A 23,276-nucleotide genomic window follows, 5' to 3' on the forward strand; every position below is an offset into this window, starting at 1 on the left:
TTTATTTACTTTACTTGTATTAATTAGCTATTATCATATGCATTCAGTCAATTATCGACCTCTTCTCAACCATCTGAATTAAAAGGGATACTCATAGCACCTTTGTACCCTTCAATTGCTTCATTACAAACTTGTATTGTTGTCTCGGAAACAATCCCTCTTAGAGAACGACATTACCTATGTTTTCTCACATCAGGATTGAAGTTACAATGTAACTCATTTGGTGCCTAGCTAAGTATGGGAAGTCCAAGGATTAAAATTCCTTACCAATACTATTTATCAAAAGATAAATAAAAACACCTATCATGATGAAAACATCTGCAAAATTAAAAATACCTGTTCGAAAAGAATAAATACCTACATTCAAGAAATCAATAACGGCTCCATTGTTCGCTATTCGATCATAAAAATTACTAAGTCCCCCTGAAAAGACTACAGATAAACTTATTAATGAAATTCGAGATTGGTTGCTATTTATTATTAAATAGCTCAATAAACAAATTAGCCCTCCTCCTACAGCCACTGTAAAAATTAAAAAGCGAGTAAATTCACTTAACTGACTTCCAATGCTTAAGAAAGCTCCTTTATTTTCATAAACTCCTATTCTAATTAAGTCGTTAAGATAACTAAAAGTTTCGTGTTTAGGCAAATGTGCTAATGCCAATGTTTTAGTTAACTGATCTACAAAAACCAAAAAAAACATAATAAAAAACACTGTATATATTCTTTCGATAATGCTCATTCATACTCCTTCTTGATAATAAACCTTGTGCAATAAAAAATCACACAAGGTTTTAGAGGTACAACTAATTTTTGATTACTTCAATCCTACTAATATCTAATACATAAACCCAACCGACAATGTCTTGGCCTGTTCGCCCGTGTAGTTGAATTATTTGAATAGCTTCTTCAGCTCGTTCATCTTCACATATCAGTTCTAGTTTTGCTTCAGTAATGAAACCTTCACCAAATTCTATCGAGTAGTCCTTTTCTTTATTGTCTAATGCATCAAGATTTCCAGAAACATCACTTATTGATAAATTACAATATATCTTATTTAATTTAGCATTCTTGAGTGCGTGAACGACGTCAGCAATTCGATTCCTGTGAATAAACGCTTTTATTTCTTTCATAATTTAATTCCTTTACCAGAGTAGTTACCTTCCAACTAAAATAGCCGGAAGGTACAAATTATTTTTTATTTCTACCTTCTAACCATTCATATATGACTGGAAGCAGAATCAACGTTAATAACGTAGAAGTTATAAGTCCACCAACCACAACTGTCGCTAATGGGCGCTGTGTTTCAGCTCCTACACCGCTAGATAACAACATTGGTACTAAACCTAAAATGGCGACACTTGCAGTCATCATAACGGGTCTTAACCTTAATTCAGCACCTTCCGAACAGCTTCTTTTACCGACCGACCTTTTTCTCTGAGTTCATTCAAAAAGCTTATCAGCACAATACCATTGAGCATCGCTACACCAAAAACCGCTATGAATCCGATGGCAGAAGGAACAGATAAATATTGCCCAGTAATAAACAATGAAAATAATCCACCTATCGTTGCAAAGGGCACATTAGCTATGATCATTGCCGCATATTTCACGGAATTAAATGCGGTATATAATAAGACGAAGATAAAAAATATTGTGATTGGGACAATAATAGCCAAACGTTTTAAAGCTCGTTGTTGGTTCTCGAATGCACCACCCCATTCAATCCAATAACCCGCAGGCATTTCAACTTTGTCATTAATCGCCTCAATAGCATCTTGAACAAAGCTATCAACATCTCTACCTTTTACATCCATTTGAATGACAGCATACCGTTGAAGTTGTTCCCTTCTTATAAAAGAATAACCTTCAGAAACAGTTACATCAGCCACATCTGACAATGAGATAATAGCTCCTGTTGGTGTACTGATAGGAATATCTTTAATAGAAGTCATTGACGATTTAGATTCATCGTCCAAACGAACAACAATATCAAAGCGTTTTACACCTTGAATCAAACTTGATACTGGCTCGCTTCCTATCCCGTTTTTAACTAATGTTAAAATTTGTTCAGCATTCATTCCATAACGGGCTAGCTTTTCACGATTCACTTTAATTTGGATCTGTGGTTTACCAATATTTGCTTCAAGTGACAAGTCATCAACACCTTGGACCGAAGATATAGCCTGTTTAACTTCTTGGCTTATTTTGTCAAGTACAGCTAAATCCTCTCCATAAATTTTTGCTGCAAGAGTCGCCCTAACGCCTGAAATTAACTCCTCTACCCTCATTTGAATAGGTTGAGTAAACGAAATGACAGATGTTGGAACCGACTCCTCAAGCTCCTCTCTCATTTCATGAGTTAATTCAGCAATGGTACGGTTGTTTTCCCATTCATTGACAGGTTTTAAATCCGTATATATTTCCATATAATTTACATCCGCAGTTTCACCCTTTTCGGCTCGACCTATCATTGCAACAGTAGTGTTCACTTCAGGAAAAGCGGTGAGCGCTTTTTCAACTTTTTTCGATATTTCAATTGATTCTTCGAGTGAAGTCGATGGTATCGATACTATTCGCCACATAACAGAGCCTTCCTGTAATTGAGGCATAAATTCTTTTCCCAAAAATGGAAATAGCGATAAACTCCCAATCAACAAGCCAACTGAAACGCCAATGACTTTTTTCTTATTCAGTAAAGACCAATCTAAAACAGGTAAATAAACTTTTTTAATCAAACTAACGAGTTTAGTATCTCGCTCAATTTTAGGCTTTAAAATCATCGCGGCTAGTACTGGTATAATAGTCATAGTTAGCAATAAAGAGCCTGCCATGGCAAAACTGATATTGAATGCCATTGGTTTAAATAGTTTCCCTTCTAAACCAGTCAAGCTAAATAGCGGTACAAAAACAACAATAATGATAAGTATTGCAAATGCGATTGGGTTTATGACTTCTTTTGATGCTGCGAGTACCGCAGAAGTTCTATCGACGATCTCGCCATTTGCTTTTCTTTCAGCCATGATCCTAAAAGCGTTCTCTGTTAGTACAACAGCACCATCGACCATCATCCCGATGCCAATTGCCAACCCCGCTAGCGACATTAGATTAGCACTCAATCCCATCTCGTTCATAAAGATAAATGCGATCAACATTGCAAGTGGTAAAGCCGCTATAACGACAATCGCAGAACGTAGTTCACCTAAAAAGAGAAATAAGACTACTGCCACTAAAATAGAGCCTTCGATTAACGCGTAAATCGCGGTATTAGTCGCTTTTTCCACTAAATCTGTGCGTTCGTAAATAGGTTTAACAACAACGCCTTCAGGTAATGTAGATTCAACAATTGCCATCTTTTCTTTGACCGCATCAACTACATTTTTGGCATTTTCACCGATCCGAGCCAGTGCCATCCCTAAAACAACTTCTTTACCGTCACGAGTCACCGCACCAAAACGTAATGCAGGTTTTTCCTCAATTTTAGTAACATCACTTAAATAGACAGGTACTCCATCTTTTACTTTTACTACTATTTTCCCTAAATCAGTAACATCACTTATTAATCCAAGTCCTCTAACAAGATACTGCTCTGGCCCTTGGTTGATGTATTGCCCACCTACTTGCCTATTATTTAAATCAATAACTTCCATAACGTCTCTAAACGTCAAGTCATATTCAATAAGTTTCAACGGTTCAATAATGACTTGGAGTTGTTTTTCTTTTCCTCCCCAAGACATAACATCATCTACACCAGAAGCAGTTCGGAGCATAAGACGTACATTCCAGTCTTGAATTGTACGCAAATCCATATCATTGATATCAGCATTTAGTTTTTCATCTGCTCGTTCTATTGTGTACCAAAAGACTTGCCCCAAACCAGAGGTATTCGGTCCCATTTCAGGTTTACCATAACCCTCAGGAATTCGTTCAGATACTTCTTGCAAACGCTCCATAACTAATCGTCTAGCGAAATAGATATCTAATGAATCCTCGAAATAGACTGAAACATAAGAAAGGCCAAAAAGACTAACAGAACGAATTTCTTCAACACCCGGCAAACCGGCCATACTTGATTCAACGGGAAAAGTTAGTAATTGTTCAACATCTTCAGCAGCTAATCCCGCAGCTTCGGTATAAATATTTACCTGAACAGGAGTCACATCCGGAAATGCATCGATCGGAACATTATTTACAGCACGCAATCCTAAGAAAGCAATAAGTAAGAATATAACGATGACCAAAAATTTATAGCGTAAAGACGCTTCAACTAATTTATTAAGCATTTTATTCCCTAATCCCCATCGCCAATTTGTGATTTCAGCAACATTGATTTCAGTAAAAATGCTCCCTTTATCACTACATTGTGTTCTATTGAAATTCCCGCTTTGATTTCAATTCTTCCATTTCTGATCATGCCTGTTTTGACTAATTGCGGTGATATCTCATTGTCCTCTAAAACAAAAATAGTTTGTTCGCCATTAAGGAGAACAATGCTCTCTTCTGGTACTGAAAGCACATCCTGTGATGACTTTAATTGCAAAGATACTTTAACAAACTGATTAGGTTTCATCACTCCTAAATCATTCGATATATCAATTCTTACGGGTAATGTACGAGTAGATTCATCAATTTCTCTATAAATTTGACTGATTTTTCCGGTGATCCAATCATTATCACCAACATTTATTCGTGTTGATGTTTCAAGATTTACTGTTGATATTAACTGTGGGTTCAATTGAGCTTTTACCCACAAATTTGACTCATCTGCTATCACCATCAATTTCCGCCCAGACTCAACAATTTCCCCTATTAAAAATTGATCTTCAATGACCGTACCATCCTGATGACTAAGTAACTCAAAATCACCTGTTGCTGTTGATGCATCAGCATTAATAATAAATTTATCAATTTGAGATTTCGTCATACCGTATGCTAATAGCGTCGCAATCTTTTGTTGATATTCTACAGATACTTCAATAAACCTTTGTTCCGTTACGATATTTTTCCCAAGCGCTTTTACTCTTTGCCATTCCCTACTAGCTATCAATAATTGCCCTTGAGCTTCAGCCATTTCTGTACTTGATAAGGTCACTATTGGTTGTCCTGACTTGACCTTATCTCCCATCTTTACATGACGCTTGATTACTTGTGCATCGATTCTAGGACTGGCCACTGAGCTAAGATAATCATTGGTGGTAATAACTCCCGGAACAACTATCTCGTTTGCTAGATTTTTTAATTCCGGTGTTGAGGTAACAATCCCCCGACTCTTCTCTTTGTTCGGCATTCATCTTGGGAATACCTTCAGCTTCAATTTCTTCTTCTGCATATGAAACTGAAGTACCCAATATTGAAATAAGGATGAAAAGTTTAAAAATTTTAATCATTAGAAATCACCATGTTTTTTTTTAATTTAACTACATTAATTTTCAGGTTTATTAGTGAAAAACATTCTTCATTTTTATAAATTCGAAATTGCATTGGATATACTCCCTTCATTCAATAAAAGTTCGATATATGATAATTTCCACTTTTGCTCTAATTCAATTCCGACCATTTGTCCATCAGATAACTGGTTTAACAATTGAATATAATCTGTGGTACTGATGTCACCAGACTTCCATTGTTTTTCAAGTAATGTGTCTGCATCAACTAATGCCATTTTTGCTATAGATTGCCAATGCAGATACCGCTTTTCATATTCAAATAAAACCTTCTCGCTCCCGATAATCAGTTGGAGCTTTTCTAGGTACTCAGCCTTAAAGGACTCCTCGGCAGAAAGTGCTATTTCTGATGCTGCCTTCACTTCTGAACTGAAATTATTTCTAATATTCAACGGGATCGAAAAAGTAAGTCCTACACTATCCTCATTATTTTGACGACCAACATTAATACCAAAGGTTGGGTCGGCATGTTGCTTCTTTATTGCTAAGTCAACCTCAGACCGAAGTGCCTTCGAAGCGCATTTCATATGCCATAACATCTGGATGACTTCTTGAACGCAATTCGGGGTTTACGTCACTATTTCTTTGCCAAAAGGATTGAGGGACTGTCAAAAATGGAATGTTTTGCTTCCAATCAGGAAGCTGTGTTGCTAAAAGAGCTTCTGAACGCCTGAGTTCAGCAAATACATCTGCCGATGATTTCAGCCTGTTAGACAAAGCCATAAAAGCAAGTTGAGCATCAATATAAGCCAAATCTCCCGTATTTTTACGTGACTGGAACACCTCTATAAGTCGGCTAATAAGTAGTTCTTGTTTTTGAACAATAAGAGATTTCTTAAGTTCGATATTTCTATTCACTATCGCCTTTAGTGTCTCAAAAGTCTGAGTTTCTATAAGCGATTGATATTTTTTTTCAGTCTCAAATGAATAAAACTTAGCTTGGTTAACATAACCATCACGACGATCATTAAAATCAATCGTTTGCTTAAAACCAAGGCGATAATTATTTTCATCACCCTCTTTTTCTAACTCGGTTTCAAGCTCCGGATTATAGATGGGTTGACTTGCTCCTTTTATTGTTGACCGAGAAGCCTTTAACTCTTCTAGTGCTGAAATAACCCTTGGATGCTGTTTTATTTGAACATCAATCCACTCTTTCCAATTATTATTTGTTTGTGCAAATGCTTGTTCCGTTGAGATTGCCAAATAGCAGCAACCCAACAAAACAATTAGTCTTGATTTCATTGATAACACCTTAAAAATATGAAAATAAATAATGATTTTGGACTACGGCTGTTTTCCAAAATTAAATACATTTAAAGAAGTAAACAATTATGAAATGGGAGGACGATAAATTAGCGAATGAAAAGGAGGTTGATAAATTTGATTGCCTGTAAAAACTACTTTTGTTGAGTATCTTTCAGCAATAAAAAAGTTCTGATTAGTTTCTGTTTTAAAAAAATAACAGGGACATATCTGTATGCAGCCTAAGGACTCAGGGCATCGTTGTGAAGCCAATACTGGGTCAACATTTGATAATGATGAATCTCTGTTTAGCTCATCTACACAAGTAACTTGGCTAGCAAAAGAGCTGTAAACACTGCAAGATTTTGTTGAAAATAATGATGAATTCTGAAGTGAACTTGTGAGTATTATATAAAAAATGAATAGTAAAAACCCCCATGATATCAAAGGTGATAATAAATAAGCAGATCGCCTAAAATCATTCACTTTTGCTAGCCTGAATCAATGTAATAGTACCGAGCATCGTAGGAATAGATCTCCCTCCTTCTATAGAAGAAAAACCGGATTCTTCAAGTAAAGTAGGTAAAATATCATTAACGCTATCTTGGGTAGTTTCGAAACCATCCAATATTTGAACGATATAAAATAATATGCGTTGTATAATTGAAGAAGGTTTTCCCCAGTCAGCAATATGAATCCGTCCTCCTGGTTTTAATACACGATATGTCTCATGTAATGTTTCTAATTTTTCTTGCTTAGTCAAATGATGAAAAAACAAGCTTGATATAACTACGTCAAACCCTTCGTTTTTGAATGGCATTTCCTGCGCATAGCCTTGTTTTAATGATATCTGTTCACAAAAATTAGTAAGCTTACTTTTTGCAATTTCGCAAATGTATCGGCATCTAATCCAGTAACGTCAACCCCTTTGTTACTCGCAACTATCATTTTAGTTAAAGTACCCGTTCCACAGCCTAAATCTAAAACATGTTCTCCTGACACAAATACAGCTTGTTTTATTAACTCATTTTTAAATAATATTTCTCTTGTACTAAAACGTACAACAACGTCATACCATTTCGTTAAAAAGTGATACTTAAGTGGTGGGATATATTGTTGAGACTGAGTTTTTTTCATTGCATTTCAACTACGCTTTTAACTGTAAGATTCGACGAGCACCACTTAATACTACTAGGGCAATTATTAATCCAATAACAAGATCTGGATAACGCGATCCTGTCAGTGTTACCAGTAGTCCACCTAATATAACGCCAACGTTTGCGATAACATCATTAGCTGAAAAAATCCAACTAGCCTTCATATGAGCGCCATTTTCTTTACTATCGGATATTAAAAACAAACATGTAACATTGGCAATTAACGCAAGTGCACCAAAAATCATCATTAAATTTGAAACGGGTTCACTTCCGTATATAAATCGCCTTAACACTTCACTTAAAGCACCTAACGCAAGGATAACTTGTAGCCATCCCGATATGTGGGCTGCTTTGAGTTTCATCTTAATACTTTTCCCAACCGCATATATCGCTAATCCATATACAGCAGCATCTGCAAACATATCTAAAGAGTCAGCAATCAGTCCGGATTGAGCAATCCAACCCGCGATGAATTCACAAAAAAACATGAACCCGTTAATGATCAGTAACCACTTAAGAATAATGGTTTCTTTCCCTTCTTTTTCTTTAGCAGATACTTTGGCTTGGGTTGCTTCAACACTACAACTTTCTCTGGTTATTTCTAACGTAGCACCTAAATTCAATGATTGAAGCTTCGTAGTTATCTCATCCAAATGAGCATCATGAAAAACTTTAACTAGCCGATTAGGAATATCAAATGTTAATCCAACAGGTGGTTCAATACCGTCGAGCGCTAACCTTATCAATCGTTCTTCAGAAGGACAATCCATCTTAGGCACTTTATAATCAGTGGTGAAACGCCCATCAAAAGCATCAGTATTTTTAAACTCTTTAATACTAGAGTCAGTAACAACTGACTCACATTGGCCACTACATTTATTTGACATAAAAAACCTTGCTAAACACATTTTTACAAAGTATAAAGTCTATAGTAACTATAGAGTCAACAAAGAAATTTAATATTATGAAAATTGGCGAACTAGCAAAATTAACAGATTGTTCAGTACAAACGATCCGTTATTATGAAAAAGAACAACTCTTGAAATCCCCAGAGCGAAGTGAAGGAAATTTTCGTTTATATAATAAATCGTCACTTAAACAATTGATGTTTATTAAACAGTGTAGAACGCTCGATTTAGCCTTATCGGAAATTCGTCAACTGCTTGAGTTACAAAGTTCACCCTCGATTCAATGCAACTCAGTTAACAACATGATCGATAGTCATATTCAGCAAGTTGAACAACGTATTAAAGAACTTAATAGCCTAAAAGAACAATTAAATTACTTAAGTAACACCTGCTCAAATAATGGAACAATTGAGCAGTGTGGTATTTTACAAAAGCTTACCAGTGACGTAGCTAAAAATGTTTAGATACAATGCTGATCTTAAATCATTATTTGTTTTCTTCTAGATCTATACATATAGGCTATAAATAAAACCAATATCGTCAACTGTGCCATTATGCCTTCCCAAGTAGACCCAACACCAATCCAATCAACCTCTACAGTAATTGGCAATGGAGAAATTCCAATAACGGCAGCCTCTTGTAATGCTGAAACTGCTTTTCCCATTAATATAAATGACAGTGCTAATAAGAGATATGTTGTTGTTGAAAAGAAACGAGCAATTGGCAACTTAACAGAATATTTAAACATTCCCCATGCAATAATCGATAACACAGCTATCCCGAATAAAAATCCACCGATAACAAATGAGTACTGAGTCGTTGAGGCTTGTGTTAACAGTGATTGATAGAATAAAACCGTTTCAAAGACCTCTCGGTAAACCGCGATAAATGAGAGTACGGCTAATCCCCAAAGTGTACCTGCTTCTAATTGTGTATTAATGTGCTTTTGAATGTATGCCTGCCAATGTTCAGTATTCGTTTTGCTATGCATCCAGATCCCTACATAGAACAACATTACCGCTGCAAGCATGGCAGCAATACCTTCCATGACTTCTCGACTCGCACCACTGATACTGATCATTGATTGGGCTAACGCCCAAGTAGCAAAACCCGCTAATAGCGCACTCAGCCAACCAAAATGGACATATTTTAAGGCGTCATGACGTTTAGTTCGCACTAATACTGTTATCAAAGCCAGTACAACCAAAGCAAGGCTTCTAAACCTTCTCTTAGCAAAATAACTAAGCTCGCAGTGAAAAGAGCCTCATTTGATAAAGTGGTTTCTGTCAGTAGTTCTTCCGCATCATGGAGTTGCCCCACAGTAATCTCCATAAGGCTTTCAAATTGATTAACCTGTTGCGCGTTACTTAAAACTTGACGAAGCTTAATCAAGTTTCCTTCGATGCTTTTTCGTAAATCTTTGTCTCGTGCATCCAAACTATTTTCAATTAATTCAAAACCATCTAGATAAGCACTCACAGCAAGTGTCTTAGCCTTCTCGTACTCCTCATTTTTATACGCATTGCTTGCGGCAGCTAATTGAGTTTTGGTTATAGCGATAGGACTACTTTGATTGGTAAACAATAATGTAGGATTAGCCCTTAATCCTTCAATTTCATTTTTAGTTAATCCGTCAGTTTCTGTCGATAACTTTAATGGACTATAATTTATCCAATTTTGTAATGAAATTGATTGTGATGGGTTTGTTAATTCACTTGATGATTTAAATGCCAAACCACCGACATAAAATGCAAGGGACCATTTCTGCTGTTCTTTTAATTGTGTAAATGCAGGCATGGCAGTGTCATCAAGCCCATTAGATATGGCATCAAATAAGCCTAAAAGTGAACGGTTTTCTGCACGTGTTTTATCGGTAAAATCGGTAGGAGCAGGCTCTAATCCCGATGCTAAAACACCATTTCCTTGACCTGAAATACCATGACAACTCGCACAGTTATTTTCAAATAAAGAAAACGTCGCTTCTTTAGACAGTAATCTTTTAGGGAGAGGTAACTCAGGCATCATAGCCAATAATGAAATTCGTAGCTCAGAAGTAATTTGCCTGACAACATTTACATTTTGTTTAGTGGAAATGGCCCTTTGTAAGGCCGATGCCTTCTCATTGAGCGAACGGAAATCATTATTATTGATTGACGTTTTTTCAACTATCAATTGAGAGAATTCAAGCATTTCCTGATATTCATCATCGTTAATAACTTGGCCATTATCAACCGCTGATGCGTAATCGACCCCCACATATTCTGCCAACTGTGCTATCTGGCGTAGTTGAACAACCTCATCAATAGTTGAAGCTATACTCAACTTCGAAAATAAAATAGTCGCCATCAACACTAAACAAAACAATGATTTTATTCCGATATGATTTTGACGTATTAATCGCACGTTCCAACAAAATTGCATACTATGACCCTTAAATATTACAGCCCAAATGATAATTATTATCAATTGTAACACCTATAGTCACTATAGAGTCAAAGTATTTAAGTAATATTTCTATAATAGGTGATTTTTATATGAACACCTTCCTTTAACTTAGATTGAAATTTTTTATAATTGCAAGAAACAAAACAGTTCCAACAATTTATTTTGATCTATAGACGGTTTAGGGGTCTGAAGTCCAATGTACTAAAAGTTACTCTAAGCTATGAGGTAACTACCAATGTTGTCCTGATTCTTTATGTGCAACATTAATTTCAACAAAACAATTTTTCATATCTGCTGTGGACTGAGCTTCAGCCATTATGTCGTAGACAGTTTCTTCAAGACCTTTTAGGGAACTGTAAGGCACTTTTAAAATATAGTCCCGCCCATCTTTTTCTGGTTTGAACATATCGTACTGAGAAATCCATTCATCTTCTATATACTCCCGGGCTTTAGTCTTTCCACGGACAAACTTACTGTTGTTTTCAACATTCAGTGATACTTCTAGTTTGGCTATTTTTATTTTTGAACGGGAGCCGGGTAAAGTAGTAGTTGGATTAGCTTCCATATATTCTTTAATGATCCTATACACGCTAGCAATACCAATATCTAGTTTTTCCGTAACTGCTTGTCGGGTAAGCCCTTCCTTTATAAGGCTGATCACCTCATCTGACTTTGCACGAGCGGTTGGTTGACGGCCTTTGTATTTTCCTTGTGCTTTGGCCTTGGCGATCCCTTCCAATTGCCGTTCTTTTCGCAGTGTCGTTTCAAATTCAGCAAAAACGCCCAACATGCTAAAAAAGGCATTTCCGGCAGCACTGGAAGTATCGATAGGTTGTTCAGTAGCTTTTAAGTGAATACCGTTTTCTTTTAAGTCATGAGCAAGATTTTGAAGATCCCTTAGGCTACGTGAAAGTCGGTCAACCCGGGTAACAATTAACGTGTCACCTTCCCGAAGATAATCCAAACAAGCGTCAAGCTGAGTTCTCCCCACTTTTTGGGTACCACTTTTCTTTTCGGAAAATATCTTTTTACACTGAGCAGATTTTAATGCCGCATATTGAATGCTCAAATTCTGGTCTGTTGTCGAAACCCGGGCATATCCTACCAAAGACATATCATATTACTCTAGATTATATGATAGTTATCTATCATAAATGAAAATTTGATGTATATGATAGTAAATGTCGTTATAAAAAGATACTATCTTATGGGTATACTCTATTGATAGTCTCGATAAATAAAATTTAGCACTAATCGTTCGAATCGGTTATAATAATTAAATCGATTGATTTTAAGGTAAATTCTAATGCTAGCACTTTCAGCTAATGATGCAAAAACACAATTTGGTGATATGTTAATGAAGGTTCAACGAGCCCCCATTCAAATAAACAAAAATGGAAAGCCGGTAGCCGTTGTTATTTCTGTGGATGAATACCAAAGTATTGAAGCGTTAAAACTACGCTTATTACAAGCTAAAGCCGTAAAAGCGATTGAAGATATTAATTCTGGCAATACGGTTGATGGAGAACAATTTTTTAGTGAGCTAGAATCGGGACAGCACGACTAAATGACGGCTTATAGATTTACCCCAGATGCACAAACAGATCTCATTGAAATTCGCCGTTATACTTTGAAACAATGGGGGATCGACCAGTCTAAAAAATATCTTCTTGAATTACGTCAAACCCTAAGGGTATTGTCTGAAACACCAACGATGGGTAAGCAACGTCATGAGGTCGGAGTCGATGTTTTTAGTTTTCCTCATGCAAGTCACGTAATTTATTACCTTGTAAATAAACAGCAATTAGTAGTCTTTGCCGTTCTGCACAAAAGCATGTTACCTCTATTACATCTTGATAATAGAGATACTATTTAGGAATTGCTATTCTGGTGATCGCAAACTTGATTTTGACCACCAGTAATCTTTTATTCATGTTTCATTTTTACTCTGTTGATAATTGTGCTAAAAAATTGTAATAAAAACAAAATAGAGTCGGTGATAAAATAATTTAACAGAATTCGACTTCATTTATATCGCTGATAGAGGAGTGATAGAGCGTTGGCAGCCATTTATCAAACAGCTTATCCACGTATTAAATCGAATATATCACAAGACGAACTCGGTGATATTTATACTCTGACAGCTGAAGATCAAAAATTTGCATTACGACACTGCAAACGAGCAAGTGTTTCCTATTTAGGTTTGTTGATCCAACTGAAAACAACACAACGATTAGGCCGTTTTTCCTCACAGAATGAAATACCAAAAGCCATTGTTATACATATCAAGAAACAGTGTCTTTCTCGTGCAACACAAAAAGATATTCAAGGCTACTTTGCATCGGGTGCAAAGGATCGCCATGTCAAACTGATCCGACAATATCTGGACATAAAACCCTACGACACAATCAAGACATCAAAGCTTGTAAAAAACTGGGCGCGGATGCAGCTACAACGAAAGAAAGGCTTCCGGATATTATTAATGTCGCTTTGGAATATTTAGTCAAAGAGCGCTATGAATTACCCGGATTTACTACCATCGAGCGTATTTGCCAAACCGCAAGGGCTGAAGTGAACACGCAGTATTACCAAGAACTTTGTGATTTTTTAGATAGCAACAGCAATCGCCTGATAACCAATATTCTTCAATCCAGTACGGGCGTTGATGGTTTTGGGTGGAATGCCCTGAAAAGCGAACCTAAACGTCCAACACCACGCAATATCCATGCATACATCAATTATTTGGAATGGCTGACATCTTTACAGACGCTGTTGCCTATAGATTTGGGTTTACCGCCAGTTAAGCATCAACAATTCATAAATGAAGCGAAGGCAATGGATTACGCTGAATTAATGAAGGTGAAGCCTCAAAAACGTTTTGCGATGGTCATTATATTGATCCGGCACCAATACGCCCAAACTCTCGATAACGCCGCTGATATTTTTATTAAGGTGTTGAAAAAACTGGACCGAGAGGCGCAGAAACTACTGGAAAAATACCTGTTAGATCATCAAAAACGGACAGAACACCTAATATCTGTGCTTTCAGGTGCCGTTAAGGTCTATTTAGATAAACCCAAATCTGTAACGGCATTCGATCCGGTTTTGGGAAAAAATAGTGAACAATTATTGCAGATGTGTGACCATTACATGGCCTATGCGGGTAATAATTATTTACCTTTTATGCTTCAACTTTATAAAAAACAGCGATCTACATTGTTTCGCACTATCGAAATACTCAATCTCGCTTCGTCGACAGAGGACAAAGATTTACTGAACGCTTTTCAGTTTATATTGAAGCACAAAAAACGTCGAATAGAGTTTCTTTCTATTCAAAGTAACCCTAGCGATGAATCATCAGAAAATGTGTTAAATATTGGATGGATACGTGACAAATGGTGGAAGCTCGTCACAGGGAAGACGACAAAATCAGCGCAAGTCACCCAGGTCAATAAAGCTTGTTTTGAGTTATGTGTTTTTGAGCGAATAGCCGAAGAATTGAGTACCGGTGATTTATTCATTCCCTATAGTGAGACTTTTGACGACTATCGCGAGCAAATGATCACTTGGGAGGAATATGAAACGCAATTACCTTCCTATTGCGAGGAAGTGGGGTTGATTGTGGGTGACGTGGAATTTACACGCAATTTAAAAGCGACTATGGAAGATATTTGTAAGCAAGCCGACAATCGTTTTCCTGATGATGAACTGGTACGTATCGAAAAGGGAAAATTGATTATCGGTAAGAAAAAAGCCAATCAACCATTACCCGAAATAGAAGAAATTAGTGCACTCTTGCGAGAGCGACTGGAAAAAATCAATTTACTTGATGTGATCATTAATGTTGAAAAATGGCTAAATCTCAATAAGCATTTTGGCCCGCTGTCGGGTTTTGAGTCGCGCATTAGTGATCCCGTGTTACGCTTCGTGTTGACGGTGTTTTGTTATGGCACCAATATCGGCCCCACAGAGACTGTGCGTTCTGTACGTGGTGTTTCCCGTAAACAGGTAGCGTGGTTAAATTTAAAACGCACGACCGAAGCTCGGCTTGAAAAAGCCATTACCAAGCTCAACACCGAATATAAAAAATATCGGTTAATTGAATGTTGGGGATCAGGCAATAGTGTATCTGCGGATGGTAAACTCTGGGATCTTTATGAAGACAATCTCCTTTCTGAGTACCACATTCGATATGGTAGCTATGGCGGTATTGCGTATTATCACGTATCGGATACTTACATTGCTTTGTTTAGCCGTTTTATTCCCTGTGGTGTTTATGAAGCCATTTATATTCTTGATGGTCTGTTGAACGATGAATCCGATTTTAACCCAACAACTATCCATGGTGATACACAAGCTCAATCTACACCGGTATTTGGTCTGGCATACTTGTCGGGTATTAAGTTAATGCCTCGTATTCGTAACATTAAAGATCTCTGCTTTTATAAACCTGATAAAGCCATGGTACTGGATCATATTCAATCGTTGTTTAATGAACCGATCAAATGGCAACTTATTGAAAAACATTATGCAGATATGATGCGTACCGCTATGTCTGTCAAAGCCGGAAAAATAACGGCATCAACCATATTGAGACGATTCGGGACTAAAAATAGGAAAAATAAGCTTTATTTTGCTTTCAGAGAGTTAGGGAGAGTGGTTAGAACCATGTTCTTATTAGAATACATCACGGATATTGATCTCAGGAAAACCATTCAAGCAGCAACCTGTAAAAGCGAGGAATTCAATGAGTTCGCTCGCGGTTGTTCTTTGCTAACGGCGGGAAAATCTCGGCTAACCTGAAGCATGAGCAAAGTAAAATCGTTAAATATAACCAGTTATTGGCTAACTTTGCGATCTTGTACAATGTGAATGCGATGACTGAAGTCTTTAACCAATTAAAGTCGGAAGGGTATAATATAACTCGAGAACATATGGCCGCTTTTTCACCTTATCACACTGAACACTTAGGAAGACTGGGAAGTTTTGAGGTAGATCTAACAAAACAAGTCAAACCAATGACTTTTGAACTTTTAGTGGAATAAACTAATATATTTCAACTAATTAATAGGTGAGTGGCTAAATTCAACACTTTTACCGGCCGGACCTCTATCTAGGCGGTTTATTATCGAAACGATAAATGATCAATTAAAGAATATATCTCAAATAGAGCATTCTCGTCATCGCAGTCCTAATGGTTTTATGTTGAACTTACTTGCAGGGCTAGTGGCTTATTGCCTTAAAGAAAACAAGCCAACCCTTAATATCAATGACGTTGAAATGAATGTAATGGTTAGTGCTTAACCCGATCTGAGGTTCATTAGAAAATATAAGGGACAAGATTAATTGCTAACGTCAGCAATGCGCACTTTGAAGTCATTAATTTGAACGGCGAATATGCCTTTAATAAAGATCGTAAAGAAATTGACTTAGTGGGTTACTTAACCTCAGCTCGGGATAAGAATAAATTAAATTGAACTAAGTGCCCGTTCCACGATCCGATCTTTCGAACAAGAAAAAACAGAAAGATAATAAGGAACGGGCATGAACAAACTAGTTGAAATATTCTGTGATGTCGATGATTTTTGTCGCGTATTTATTCCACAATGGGAAAAACAATTAATTGCTGATGGTAATATAAAGCGAAATCGCCCCTGTCGTATGACGATGAGCGAGGTGATCACTATCCTTATTGCTTTTCATACATCAAATCATCGCGACTTTAAAAATTATTATAAAGGTTATATCGCTAAATTTTATCGTTCTCACTTCCCTAGTTTATTGAGCTACACTCGATTTTTAGAGGTAATGCCTAAAGCTATCGTTCCTCTTTCTAGCTATTTTTCCATACTCAAGGGTGAATCTACAGGCATTGAATTCATTGACTCTACGAGCATAAAAGTATGCCATAACCTACGAATACCTAGACACAAAACATTTGACGGTATAGCCGAGCGAGGCAAAGGAACAATGGGTTGGTTTTATGGGTTCAAACTGCATTTAGTCACCAACTTTAGGGGGGAAATAGTTGATGCTAAATTAACGACTGGCAATGTGCATGACACCAAGCCTGTGTTTGCGTTAGCTAAAAACCTCAAAGGAAAGTTATATGCTGACAAAGGTTACATCAGCAAAAAATTAACCGCCGATTTAAAGGAAACTGGTGTTGACTTGATAACAACTGTTCGCAGTAATATGAAAGCAAAAGCGATGTCGTTATGGGATAGAGCCATGCTATCTAGACGGTTTATTATCGAGACGATAAATGATCAATTAAAGAATATTTCTCAAATAGAGCATTCTCGTCATCGCAGTCCTAATGGTTTTATGTTGAATTTACTTGCGGGGTTAGTGGCTTATTGCCTTAAAGAAAATAAGCCAACCCTTAATATTAATGACGTAGAGAAGAATGCTATGGTTAGGGCTTAACCCGATCTGAGGTTACTTAGTGATATAGAGCCATTAAATGTTAATCCTGCTTAATTTTCGAGGAGTAAAAACTAATAGTTACTCAATTAATCAGTATGAGATCTTACAAGTTAAATATTAGAACTCACTAAAACTGACAACGCAGTGGCAGCTACCGCCCTTTAAACTTCACGTTCTAAATTCAAAATTATCGGCATAGCGGACGTTCATAAAATCGGTTTTGAGGCTAATTTAATGTTAAAAAAAGCAAAATACAGTTATAGAACGAAAACAATATCGATGACCGCTGCAAGCTCTTTGTTAACATTGGCTAGCGATCATTAGAGGCTTCTCTACTTAGCCAAAAGCGGTCATAGATTTTTTGTGAAACCATGATCATATTTAGGGTAATACCACCCTAAGTTCGCTGCTTGTTTGTGGGGTCGGTTAAGCTCAAAGCCGGCTTTGACCTGACTCACTTGATATTAACTTTGAGCATGACAGAAGGGGCTGAGCCACTTTACTTAAAATGGCTCCGATCCCTTTTATTTTATTGTTATTTATAAATTCCTTTCTCTTTTGTTTCTGGCCATCACTTTTGGTGAAACCAAATCCAAATAATATTTATATAAGTATGCAAATGAATATTTTTTTCTATGCCCTGCAATGTATGTAACAAACATAATTCCATTAAGTTTTAAGTCTTCCTCAAATTCAGTCACTGAAAACTTCTGAAGTTCAGCGTGCCTATCTTTAACATGCTCTACTAATTCTTCAAAATCATTTTGTTCTAGTGATGAACACTTTAAGTGAACTGGTACAAGATTATTTCTTATATCTCCTACAAAATGACGAATTAACTCATTTCCTGCTTCTTTTGCTAGATCATTAAAGTAATTTTCGACAGCTTGAGCACGGACATGTTTATTATCACAATATTTGACACTTAATATAGCATCTCCTCGTTTCTTATAACTGTCTTTAGTTTGTGCATCTATTGCCAAGCTAATCAAATCTAGGAAAGGTCTAAGACTTACTGTTTTATCCGCATTCTTCAAATTATTATATAATTCATCATATGCATTACTATAACTATAAGATGATGGGCCAAAAAACTGTTCAACAAGAGGCTTTAAATCTTTAGAATCAGCAGGTAACTGGTTAAATTGGTTTGCCTTCTTCAACCTTTTAATAATATTTTGCTCGATAAAGTTTTTAGGCAATCCTTTCTTAATAAAATTAATAAAATTATCTTTTGCACATGAAAAAATAACCTTAAATAAGAAAGCATACATTTCTTCTTGTGACCATTCTAAATTTACAGTCTGATTTGATAATGCATTTTTATTAGTAATATTTCCTAATTTATTGAACAAGTCTCTTCTAAGGAATAACTTAGGTTGAATTCTATTCCATGTATTAGATTGAGATAATCTAATCAGAGGGGAAATCCCTTTATCCCAATCAGTTGGTTTAACCACAAAGTCAAGTTGATCAAACGTAATTATTAATCTCTCATCTTTTAACTTTAACTCATCATCTATTTCACTAATAGATGCTTCAATCTGTCCATAAGACTCAGAAGATTCGACTATTTTCTTGAAATTATTAACCGTTTCTTGATTATCTTTAATCTCAAAAAATAATGCGTGGTTATCCTTATTATAAAGCCTTGCTACCGAAGCCCATATATAAGTTATCCATAATTTACGAACATAATTTTCATTTTCTAAAAACTCACCAAAATGAGTACTCAGCCCTATAAACCCTACATTTCCTTGTTCAGATATTATATTTTTTATAGAGAATTTAAGATGCTTTTTTTCAGCCCTTTGAGTTAAAACATCAAAGAAGTTTTTCTGCTGCAATGCTTTATAAAATGATGTTTTCCCTGTTCCTTTACCACCTAATAGTATTTTATATTCTGGTAAGAAAAGGTCTTGCATACACTGTCTAATGAAGAACTTATCTCGATAAAAACTCTCTTCATAATTTTCAAATTCAGCATATTGCTGTGGGAAGTTATCTACTAAGCCGGTAAGTATTTTATCACGTAGATCACAAGTAGATATTTCATCATCTCGTGCTTGAACACTTAAAGAATCTCCGGCGTTACCTGACGTATCTTCGGTTTTATCCGAATCAATTATACTTGAAATATGATTGTCTTCTGCTTGAGGAACAACTTCCACATCAAATTTAGCAATCTCTGTTGTCAAATATTCAAAAAATGGATAATAAAATGATGACCTGTCAGATGTAAAGAACTGTACATCTTCTAAGCTTTCTGAGTCCGTACCTATAAGCTCCAATTCCGTTGCTCTTTGAAAGTGGAAAATAGGTAGCTTTATTTCTGAATCAAGTATGCTCTCTACTTTACTTTTAAATGCGCTAACTCTACGAGGTATCGATGATGATAAAATAGATAGAACTAAGCAGAGATTAGTGTCTAAAAGCTCTCCCGTAAACTTGTTTATAAGCATCGTTAAACCTGGTTCATTTTGATGATCATCCCCGACTAATCCAACTACTGTATGTGAAAGTTGAGATAATGTTCCAAAGACATTATTAAAGCCAGTCCTCGAATCAACTAATATTACGTCAGGTGAGTAGTTGTCTTCTATATCTTTAAATATACTTTTAAACTCTTGTAGTAAAGTATCTGCTCCGTTTACATCAACCCTAGCTAGACCCTCTAAGTAATGTAATGTATCCGAACCAAAGATATTACCAACAGGCATCATATGAATTCGACCTTCTCCACTATATATTGAAGAAACCTCATAAACATAGTCTTCATTCAAATGCGTAGAACTATCAAATTTTTTGTCATTAATATATTCAACAATACCATTCTTAGGATTATCAAATTGAGATATTCCAAAAAAATTAATAAGGCCTGGAGCTTCAAAGTCACAGTCTAATACAAAAACACGTTTACCTAAACTTGCATAATATCTAGCAAACAGTGCTATTGACGTTGTTCTACCAACACCGCCTTTGTAGCTATAAAATGTAACTACTGGAGTTTTAGTTTTTTCTTTTGAAGGTGTACTTGGTTCAATCAGGTTCTGTAAAGTACGACGGATACCGTAATTTATTTTAGACTCACCATCGAATAAATATGAATACTCTTCACTTTTCTTAAGAAGTGGCGTTAAAAACTCATATCTTATTTCGTAATAATTATATGACTCTAGGTTGGGAATATGAGGAGAAAGCTCTGAAAATAGCTTAAGGTCATCACTAACAATATATATTGTTAAGTTTTGACTTAATGTTAAATCTAACATGAAGTCACATATAATTTTTTTGCTTATTAGCGTTTCTAATTGTTCGGCTAATTTTTCTATAAGTGTAAAAGATTTTAACATATTAACTTATCTCAAGTTGTTCTGAATTGTGTGGAATATTTCTTCTGCATATTCAAAAAACCTTAGAACATGTAGCCTATTTTCACTATGTTTGTATTTTTCAGGGATATCATTACAACAGTAGCGAATATCTGCATCCCAATTGTTATAAAGATTTTTTACCGGTTGAGGGATATTGGCTTTATTATCTACAAGAATTATTCCACTATACTTAGACTTTAAAATATCCTCGTATTTGTCATATCTATGTTTATTTATCTGTCGAGCGTATGCTACTTCAGGTGTATTTAACTGCCTCACGCATGCAGTTCTATCATAACCAATACAAACATAGATTCCATATTTAATAGAGCATTCTATAATATATCCAGAAATGTAATAAAGATTTAAGGTTAACAATCTAATTTGTGAATCGTTTTCAATATTTGTTATATCTAAAGAGTTCAGAGAATCTTTAATTACAATACAAGTTTTTAGGTGTTTTCTAGCGGAGTTTAAATATTCAGCATAAATCAAAATAACTATCCATTTTATAAATTAATATACAACTGTAAATCCCATAAAATCTGTATTTAATGGCGCAAATACATTGTTCATAATAAAATATATCACAAAAAGATACATTGTATTCTTCATAATTATGGCTTTGTGTGTAATTCCCATGTTTATTACAATTAAATTTAAATCTATTTATAATTTTATGATGAATGACGGCAATGGTGGCTTAGTTCACAGTCAGGCTGAACTCCTCATTAGTAAAAAGTTATCATCAAAAGATTCATGTTTTTATCTATGCGGGACGTCCGCTATCGGGGAAGTACCAGTGTAAGTTGATTGTTAGCCATGTCCGCTGTAGATCAAAAAAGACAAAAATTCTCAGTATATAACACTAAGGTCAGCAAAGTGGCTTTTGAACTAATCAATAAATGTCCGACCAAATATGAGCTACTACAAATTATACATGGGTTGTGAATAGTCGATAGTTTCTATTTTGATGTTTTGCATTTTAAGGAAATTTATGAGTTTTAGTTTATGCTCTGTGCTTGAGTTGATACAGCCTTGTTGCTCCTTATTGAACAACAAAATGTTATTACCACTAATTCCATGTAGTTGAATATCTTCGAAATATTTTTGTGCTGTTTTTTCTCCTAACCCTTTAACATTTATTTTCTGCTCTGTTATCTGATGAGTTTCATCCAAGACGAACCATTCTTTTTCGCCCTTGTATTTAAGTAGGCCACCAAACCCTTTGTACTCTAATTTTGTTTTTACTTTTCTTCTGATTGATAACAGCTCAGATAGCATCGATTTATAGGCTCGCTGTTTTGCAGCTTCAAAATGAAAAGCTGCTGAACCATTCATTTTTCCATTAGAATGATCTATATTGAAGTTTTGATCTACTCTAGTTTCTCTATGACAATGATGGTTATCATTGCACGGAACACATTGGCCACAACCATCTCTATAATAGGCAGGTTCAATATACCTTTTTTCTGTTTTACTATTTCTTAAAGAAGATTTTGTTTTATAACAATAACTTCGACTCATCATTTCAGCAACAAAATATTGAAAGTCTTCATCGGGTAAAGAGAATCCATTATGGTTTGCTTTACCTAAAACGTTTCCGTTCTCATCCCAAAGATATTCACAGGTGGAAACCGCTAAAGCAGAAGAAATATCATATATACCTACAGGATCAAATAGTCGGTCTCCATGTAGGTGTCCATGAAATACAGCTACGGCGTTGCTTTTTAACGTTAGTTCAGCTGTCAAAATTGAATCATAATGCCAACTGTAATGTGGTAGGTCTTTAAACCCTGTCGGAGGGTAATGGGATACGACAATATCTAGCTGTTGACTGCACATTAGATCACTTAATCCCATACAATATCCTCCAATCCTAATTCCATCTATCTCTACAACTTTGCCATCAAGCATGTGTGGAAGGTCTTCTTTATATTTAGGGCCTGTATCGTGGTTCCCTTGTACGGCAAAAACTTTAGTACCGTTTCTTATAACACTTTCAAATATGATTGGGATTCGTTGTTTAAGTTCATTGTCTCCTAAGAGGATTACAGCAGATGGTTGAAAAATATCACAAGCTTCTATTATGCCCTTTGCTTGGCCGTGAGGATCAAAAGCAAAAATAATCATGATTTAAATATATTTTTTTTCATTATGTAAGTTTCTCAAGCGCTATGTTTTCAGATAGGAATATAAAGTCTGACGGCTGATGTCGTATTCCCTCGCTAAAGCTGTTAATGCTACTACAATGTTTTTCATCTACAAATACCT

Annotated in this window: 18 protein-coding genes and 3 pseudogenes; 6 read left to right on the forward strand and 15 right to left on the reverse strand. The window is 35.8% G+C overall.

Annotated elements, in window-relative coordinates:
• Window positions 1-253: 253 nt before the first annotated feature.
• The 9 genes and pseudogenes from lspA to L3081_RS24550 all read right to left on the reverse strand — a co-directional run bounded on the left by lspA (window position 254) and on the right by L3081_RS24550 (window position 8,733).
• Window positions 254-742: a signal peptidase II gene (gene lspA / locus L3081_RS24505; RefSeq protein ID WP_242289082.1), complete on the reverse strand. Its 489-nt coding sequence runs from the start codon at window positions 740-742 to the stop codon at window positions 254-256.
• Window positions 743-806: 64 nt separating this feature from the next.
• Entirely contained in the window at window positions 807-1,133 is a 327-nt protein-coding gene (locus L3081_RS24510; RefSeq protein ID WP_242289083.1) for a P-II family nitrogen regulator, read from the reverse strand.
• Between the two features lie 58 nt (window positions 1,134-1,191).
• Window positions 1,192-4,283: pseudogene (locus L3081_RS24520) on the reverse strand (efflux RND transporter permease subunit).
• Window positions 4,284-4,291: 8 nt separating this feature from the next.
• Window positions 4,292-5,287, reverse strand: a complete 996-nt coding sequence (locus L3081_RS24525; protein ID WP_242289089.1) for an efflux RND transporter periplasmic adaptor subunit — start codon at window positions 5,285-5,287, stop codon at window positions 4,292-4,294.
• Window positions 5,288-5,461: 174 nt separating this feature from the next.
• Window positions 5,462-5,971, reverse strand: coding sequence for a TolC family protein (locus tag L3081_RS24530; protein WP_242289091.1), 510 nt, complete (start codon window positions 5,969-5,971; stop codon window positions 5,462-5,464).
• Window positions 5,940-6,689, reverse strand: coding sequence for a hypothetical protein (locus L3081_RS24535; RefSeq protein WP_242289093.1), 750 nt, complete (start codon window positions 6,687-6,689; stop codon window positions 5,940-5,942). Before L3081_RS24535 ends, L3081_RS24530 begins: the two co-directional genes overlap by 32 nt.
• Window positions 6,690-7,167: 478 nt before the next feature.
• Window positions 7,168-7,599, reverse strand: coding sequence for a class I SAM-dependent methyltransferase (locus L3081_RS24540; protein WP_338027500.1), 432 nt, complete (start codon window positions 7,597-7,599; stop codon window positions 7,168-7,170).
• Window positions 7,530-7,826 carry a class I SAM-dependent methyltransferase gene (locus tag L3081_RS24545; protein ID WP_242289095.1) on the reverse strand — a complete coding sequence of 99 codons (297 nt, stop codon included), beginning with the start codon at window positions 7,824-7,826 and terminating at the stop codon, window positions 7,530-7,532. The genes L3081_RS24540 and L3081_RS24545 overlap by 70 nt, the downstream gene beginning before the upstream one ends.
• A 10-nt stretch (window positions 7,827-7,836) precedes the next feature.
• Complete coding sequence (locus L3081_RS24550; RefSeq protein ID WP_242289097.1) at window positions 7,837-8,733, reverse strand: cation efflux transmembrane domain-containing protein; 897 nt, start codon at window positions 8,731-8,733, stop codon at window positions 7,837-7,839.
• Between the two features lie 77 nt (window positions 8,734-8,810).
• Here L3081_RS24550 and cadR point away from each other — a divergent pair, with 77 nt between their 5' ends.
• Window positions 8,811-9,218, forward strand: a complete 408-nt coding sequence (cadR, locus tag L3081_RS24555; RefSeq protein ID WP_242289099.1) for a Cd(II)/Pb(II)-responsive transcriptional regulator — start codon at window positions 8,811-8,813, stop codon at window positions 9,216-9,218.
• Window positions 9,219-9,232: 14 nt separating this feature from the next.
• On the opposite strand, the gene L3081_RS24560 is transcribed toward cadR, so the two are convergent.
• The 3 genes from L3081_RS24560 to L3081_RS24570 all read right to left on the reverse strand — a co-directional run bounded on the left by L3081_RS24560 (window position 9,233) and on the right by L3081_RS24570 (window position 12,313).
• Window positions 9,233-9,931 carry an FTR1 family iron permease gene (locus L3081_RS24560; protein WP_242289101.1) on the reverse strand — a complete coding sequence of 233 codons (699 nt, stop codon included), beginning with the start codon at window positions 9,929-9,931 and terminating at the stop codon, window positions 9,233-9,235.
• An 11-nt stretch (window positions 9,932-9,942) separates the two neighbouring features.
• A complete protein-coding gene (locus L3081_RS24565) occupies window positions 9,943-11,175 on the reverse strand; it encodes a c-type cytochrome (RefSeq protein WP_242289103.1) in 1,233 nt (410 codons plus the stop codon).
• A 253-nt stretch (window positions 11,176-11,428) separates the two neighbouring features.
• Window positions 11,429-12,313 (reverse strand): recombinase family protein, encoded by an 885-nt coding sequence (locus L3081_RS24570; RefSeq protein WP_242289104.1) that lies wholly within the window; start codon window positions 12,311-12,313, stop codon window positions 11,429-11,431.
• Window positions 12,314-12,505: 192 nt separating this feature from the next.
• Between L3081_RS24570 and L3081_RS24575 the strand changes: the two genes are divergently transcribed.
• From L3081_RS24575 to L3081_RS24595, 5 genes and pseudogenes are all read left to right on the forward strand, one after another.
• Window positions 12,506-12,766, forward strand: coding sequence for a type II toxin-antitoxin system Phd/YefM family antitoxin (locus L3081_RS24575; RefSeq protein ID WP_242289106.1), 261 nt, complete (start codon window positions 12,506-12,508; stop codon window positions 12,764-12,766).
• The gene (locus L3081_RS24580; RefSeq protein WP_242289108.1) at window positions 12,767-13,075 is read left to right on the forward strand and encodes a type II toxin-antitoxin system RelE/ParE family toxin; all 309 of its coding nucleotides are present in this window, start codon (window positions 12,767-12,769) and stop codon (window positions 13,073-13,075) included.
• Window positions 13,076-13,258: 183 nt separating this feature from the next.
• A pseudogene (locus tag L3081_RS24585) lies at window positions 13,259-16,244 on the forward strand (Tn3 family transposase).
• Window positions 16,245-16,308: 64 nt separating this feature from the next.
• Window positions 16,309-16,503, forward strand: a pseudogene (locus L3081_RS24590) (transposase); the annotation flags it as partial.
• Between the two features lie 240 nt (window positions 16,504-16,743).
• Window positions 16,744-17,628, forward strand: coding sequence for an IS982 family transposase (locus tag L3081_RS24595; protein WP_242282747.1), 885 nt, complete (start codon window positions 16,744-16,746; stop codon window positions 17,626-17,628).
• 539 nt (window positions 17,629-18,167) lie between these two features.
• Here L3081_RS24595 and L3081_RS24600 read toward each other — a convergent pair.
• From L3081_RS24600 to L3081_RS24610, 3 genes are all read right to left on the reverse strand, one after another.
• On the reverse strand, window positions 18,168-20,981 hold the full coding sequence (locus L3081_RS24600) for a KGGVGR-motif variant AAA ATPase (protein WP_242289110.1): 2,814 nt from the start codon (window positions 20,979-20,981) through the stop codon (window positions 18,168-18,170).
• A 6-nt stretch (window positions 20,982-20,987) separates the two neighbouring features.
• Window positions 20,988-21,497, reverse strand: coding sequence for a hypothetical protein (locus L3081_RS24605; RefSeq protein ID WP_242289111.1), 510 nt, complete (start codon window positions 21,495-21,497; stop codon window positions 20,988-20,990).
• A 432-nt stretch (window positions 21,498-21,929) separates the two neighbouring features.
• Entirely contained in the window at window positions 21,930-23,135 is a 1,206-nt protein-coding gene (locus L3081_RS24610) for a metallophosphoesterase family protein (protein WP_242289113.1), read from the reverse strand.
• Window positions 23,136-23,276 lie beyond the last annotated feature (141 nt).

This window comes from Colwellia maritima (assembly GCF_022669015.1).
Taxonomy (GTDB): domain Bacteria; phylum Pseudomonadota; class Gammaproteobacteria; order Enterobacterales; family Alteromonadaceae; genus Colwellia; species Colwellia maritima.